Source organism: Nostoc sp. CHAB 5715, from assembly GCF_020829685.1.
GTDB lineage: Bacteria > Cyanobacteriota > Cyanobacteriia > Cyanobacteriales > Nostocaceae > Nostoc.
This window is the reverse complement of the sequence record NZ_JAIVFR010000573.1, coordinates 1-4,983: the sequence shown is the minus strand read 5'-3', so window position 1 is coordinate 4,983 and position 4,983 is coordinate 1. Positions and strand designations below refer to the sequence as shown.

Annotated in this window: 5 protein-coding genes; 4 read left to right on the top strand and 1 reads right to left on the bottom strand. The window is 41.3% G+C overall.

Features of this window, described 5'->3' with window-relative positions:
- Positions 1-108 precede the first annotated feature (108 nt).
- From LC574_RS26400 to LC574_RS26390, 3 genes are all read left to right on the top strand, one after another.
- On the top strand, positions 109-804 hold the full coding sequence (locus tag LC574_RS26400; RefSeq protein WP_229456528.1) for an NYN domain-containing protein: 696 nt from the start codon (positions 109-111) through the stop codon (positions 802-804).
- Between the two features lie 194 nt (positions 805-998).
- Positions 999-1,709, top strand: coding sequence for a response regulator transcription factor (locus LC574_RS26395; protein ID WP_229456527.1), 711 nt, complete (start codon positions 999-1,001; stop codon positions 1,707-1,709).
- A 5-nt stretch (positions 1,710-1,714) separates the two neighbouring features.
- On the top strand, positions 1,715-2,803 hold the full coding sequence (locus LC574_RS26390) for a cell wall metabolism sensor histidine kinase WalK (protein WP_229456525.1): 1,089 nt from the start codon (positions 1,715-1,717) through the stop codon (positions 2,801-2,803).
- Between the two features lie 130 nt (positions 2,804-2,933).
- Here LC574_RS26390 and LC574_RS26385 read toward each other — a convergent pair whose 3' ends face one another.
- A complete protein-coding gene (locus LC574_RS26385) occupies positions 2,934-4,442 on the bottom strand; it encodes a BamA/TamA family outer membrane protein (protein WP_229456523.1) in 1,509 nt (502 codons plus the stop codon).
- 109 nt (positions 4,443-4,551) lie between these two features.
- Between LC574_RS26385 and LC574_RS26380 the strand changes: the two genes are divergently transcribed.
- Entirely contained in the window at positions 4,552-4,785 is a 234-nt protein-coding gene (locus LC574_RS26380) for a hypothetical protein (RefSeq protein WP_229456521.1), read from the top strand.
- The last annotated feature ends 198 nt before the right edge of the window (positions 4,786-4,983 follow it).

Here is a 4,983-nt window from a genome sequence, read left to right as displayed (position 1 = left end):
GTGACTTAAGACCATTACTGCTAGGGTTATAAATCAGCACAGACTAGACTATATATAGTATAGACAATTTACCCAAAACTCTTTTCAGCTTTAAAATCAGAGGTATCAATGATTATAACTAATTTTAGCAAACAAAGAAATGAATTTAAAGAACCTAAAGGACTCAAAGCTAAACCACATTGGCAAGGGCAAAATTTGAGCGATACTCCTGTCAAAAGTAAAGATACCAAGACGGAAGATACAGCACCTGATAGTTCGATTTTAAATAGCTTGAATCGTGGTCGAGTTGCTATTTTTATTGATGGCTTAAGCTTATTTCATACAGCTTTACAACTCGGTATAGAAATCGACTATGTTAAATTGCTTTGTCATTTAACTAACGGTTCAAGACTGTTGCGTGCTTTCTTCTATACTGGGGTTGATATCACTAATGAAAAGCAACAGGGTTTTCTATTGTGGATGCGTCGTAATGGCTATCGTGTAGTAGCTAAAGATATCACGCAACCAGCAGAAAATTTCAAAAAATCAAATCTGAACGTAGAAATTGCTGTAGACATGATAACTTTAGCTCCTTATTATGATACTGCGATTTTAGTCAGTGGTGATGGGGATTTAGCCTATGCTGTGAACGCTATCAGCAGAATGGGGGTTCGGGTGGAAGTGGTGAGTCTACAAAATACCACTAGTGAAAGCTTGATTGATGTTGCTGACTGCTTCATTGACCTTGATAGTATTAAAACACACATTCAAAAAGATTCTAATGTTGGCTATAGTTATCGCACGCCGTCAAATTCAAACCTTTAAATATAGCGGTTCTCACTTGCGTGCAGTCACCTCACCCCGTATTTGCTGGCGCAAACACTCCCCTCTCCTTGTCAAGGAAAGGGGTTAGGGGTGAGGTTGAAAGAATCACTACAAGAATACGCAGAGAGTACCAGATGCGGTGAAAGAACTCTCCTTTGTCTTCTTCAGTCCCATTTTGCTTGGCCCTAATTGAAATGGATATTTTAATAGTTGAAGATGAACCAGAAATTGCTCATTTAATCGAACTCTCTTTAGAAAAAGAAGGATTTTTTTGTCGCATTAGCCGGGATGGCATGAATGCTTTGCGGATGTTTCAGGAGCAACCACCTGATTTAATCATTCTGGATTTAATGATTCCTGGTTTGGATGGGTTGGAAGTTTGTGCGAGAATTCGCCAGAAACCGGGTGTAAAAGATCCTTACATTTTAATGCTTACGGCTAAGGGTGAGGAAATTGATCGCGTCATTGGCCTGTCTACTGGTGCTGACGATTACATGGTCAAACCCTTTAGCCCCAGAGAGTTGGTAGCTAGGGTGCGGGCACTATTGCGGCGTAGCCTCCGCCAAGGGGGACAGCATCAAGTCAATCGTACCCAACATTTTATTGTCGATGTAGACCAGCGCACTGCCAGTCGTCAGATGGATTCCAAAGAAGTTGAGATTTTGGACTTAACTACCCTAGAATTTAACTTGTTAACTACCTTTGTCAGCAATCCTGGTCGAGTTTGGAATCGCACTCAACTAATTGATAAACTTTGGGGAGATAACTTTTTTGGCGATGAACGAGTGGTAGATACTCATGTAGCTCGGTTGCGAAAAAAGATTGAGCCTGATTCGGCAAATCCTACTTTTATTAAAACTGTTGTTGGGGTGGGCTATAAATTTGAAGATCCTTTAATAGCGTAAATGTTATGAAAATGGGGCTGAGAGGGCGCCTATTTCTTTCCCACGTAGTAGTAATGATCGTGGGGGTAGCTAGTCTGGTGAGCATCAGTAAAATCTCTTCCCCTCGCTTGTTTGTCTTGCATTTGGAACGATTAGAAAATCGGGGGTTCGACTTAATCAATATCCGTACTGAATTGGTTACAGGATTTGAATTTGCTTGGCAGCGAAGTACTATTTGGTCAGTCTTAGTTGGCACCACCGCCGCCGGAGGTTTGAGTTACTGGGTGTCCAGACGGATTATGCGGCGGTTGACGGAGATGGAACAAATTACCCAAAAATTTGCTGCTGGTCAAATGGATGCACGACTACCGATGTCTGACATTCCAGAACTTAATGGATTGGGTGCTAGTTTCAACCGGATGGCAGCCAGTTTAGAAGGGGTAGAAGCGCGGCGGCGAGAAGTGATTGGAGACATGACCCATGAATTACGGACACCGTTAACAGTGGTGCGCGGTTACTTGGAAGAACTGGCTGATGGGGAAATCGAAGCGTCTCCTGAGATTTATCGGCGTTTAGCTAAAGAAACTAGGCGGTTAGAGCGGTTGGTGAACGATTTACAAGAACTATCTAAGGCAGAAGCTGGTTATTTGCCAATTAATATCCAACGGGTAAATCTGCGTCCGTTGTTAGAGTCATTAGTGGAGAAATTTACCGATCAGCTGTTGGAGGATGGGCCAGTTCTGGTATTGCAATGTCCATCTGTGCTACCTCCTGTATTGGCAGATATTGACCGCACAGAACAGGTGTTGGTTAATTTGCTAGGTAATGCAGTGCGTTACACGAATGAAGGTTCAATTACCATTCGTGTTGGAACTGAAGCTTCTTTTCTCTGGATTGCGGTTATTGATACAGGTATTGGTATTGCTTCAGAAAATTTGCCCCATGTGTTTGAACGCTTCTGGCGAGCCGATCAGTCGCGCGATCGCCATTCGGGAGGCACTGGTGTTGGCTTAACTATTTCCCGTCGTTTGATTGAACTACAAGGTGGTCAGATTCAGGTAGAAAGCGAGTTGGGAATTGGCAGTACGTTTCGGTTTTTTCTGCCTTTGGCTTAACTACAAGATGAAAATCCTTTTTCTAGAACTTGCAAGTTTTTCATGTTCAGAAGGGATTGGAAAAAGAAGATTTAAACGCAGAGGAACGCGGAGGTTAACGCAAAGGAACGCAAAGTAAAAACTAATGGGATTAAAATCGCTGACCTGTAGTAACTTCAAATCTAACTTCTCCCTGGTTGCTAATTCCTAAGTCGCCTCGAATCAGCCCAAAGGATGACTTGACTCGCAATCCTAAGCCGTAACCAAAGCCACTTCCAGGTTTGTCTCGCAGCACTCCTGGTTCTCCTAGCACGGTTTCGCTAGACCCGAAATCTGAAGCGAGGTCAGTAAAGAGAACTCCTCCGATTGACTGGAAAATTGGAAAACGATATTCCACGGAAGCTAAACCATAACTGCGACCACTGGCAACTTTACCATAACCGTAACCTCTGACAGAATTTAGCCCACCAATATTAAAGGCATCAGCTGGTGGAAAGTTTCCAATAGTCGTACCAATTTGTAAATTAATCGCCAACATTTCTGGATTGTCGGTTGGTCTACCATTCCCTATCCAGCTGACTGGTAAATATTGAATATAGTCTCCCTTTAGGCGGTTGCTAGAAATATTACCCAATCCAATGGGAATCGCTTGTTCTGTGCTGAGGGTGAGAATTGATCCTTGAGTCGGATTTTCTCGGCGATCGCGTTGATCTCTGGACAAAGCAAATGATACTGTAAATAGATCATCAATGCCAGTACCGCTAACAGATAGCGGACTCCCTAATCTATCGACTTGTGCAACGTTATATTCTTGATCGCGTAGGCTAATCCTGGTATAGTTGAGAGCCACTGATGTATCCCAGTCATCAAAAGCTCCTAAAACTCCCACAGAACCGCCAAACCTTCCCTCGCGCACTTTGTTGCCGTTAGACAATCTGATATCTTCGTTGAAGGTTCCCGATATATTTCGACTACGAAAACCTCTAATGCTATAGCCTAAGCGGTTTGGTTCTCCAGGACGATAACGACTAGTGAATTGACCATTAAACTGGACATCTTTACTGCTCAACTGCACAGTTGTATCTAATTTATCGTTAAGACCGCTAATATTTGCATCTTTGTAACCTACCCGCCCATATAACCCAACATCATCGTTATCACCGCCTCCTAAGATTAGAGAAGGGAATTTACGCTCTTTGATTTTATAGATGATATTAACACTCTTTGCATCTTCTTCTCGATCAACATTTACTTGATTAAATGACTCTAATCTCCTCAATCGTTGCAAGTCTGCTTGAAGCAAATCTTCACGGAATACCTGACCAGGTTTGAGTCTGAGCAAACCAATGATAAAATCTGTCTGAGTCCGCACTTTGATTGGCTGACCTTTATCATCAAGCAACTTACCTTTGTCATTAATAAAACGAATTTGGATGTCTTTGACAACTTTTTGGGAAAATTCAAGGGTCTGTTTATCTCCTGAAGTCGCTCCTATATAATCACCATATTTGGCATACTCTCCTATATGGGTCATAGCTTTTGGGGTAACAATACCACTAGATCCATCCTGAGTAGAAGATTGCGAGTCTGCAAGGGCCTCTGGATTTTTCCCACCCACTAATATTACTGCGATCGCAACTACAGTTTTTTGAACTCGCATATTGACAATCCGTTAATGTTATTAACTTTACCACGTAAAGCGGATCTCTGAGGAATACTTAGAGGATTGAGAAGTATTAAATATGTCTTTATATCCCAAGATAATTTTTATGAGAATAGCATATATAATTTTGGCGCATAAGTATCCTGAACAATTGAAGCGTCTTGTTAGTCAGTTGAATAGAGATGATGTTTGCTTTTTTATACACATATATAAAAAAGCAGATAGTCAAATATACGCTCAGATATTTACTCAATTTGATGAGTTTACAAATGTGTTTTTTATTAAGAGATATAATTCAGGATGGGGAAGTTTTGATGCTTTTAGAAAAATAGGATTTTGAAAAAATCAGGCAATCAGAAAAATTATTCGCTAGGAAGTTTGATACAAGTAAAGACTCGGATATATTAGATATGATATAGGATTCCTATTTGATTTTTGAATAAACACCGTACACCTCGAAAAGCCTGATTCCCTACTCCCTACTCCCTATTCCCTACTCCCCGCCTACGCAAATAATTTCAAAAATCAAAGCGGATTA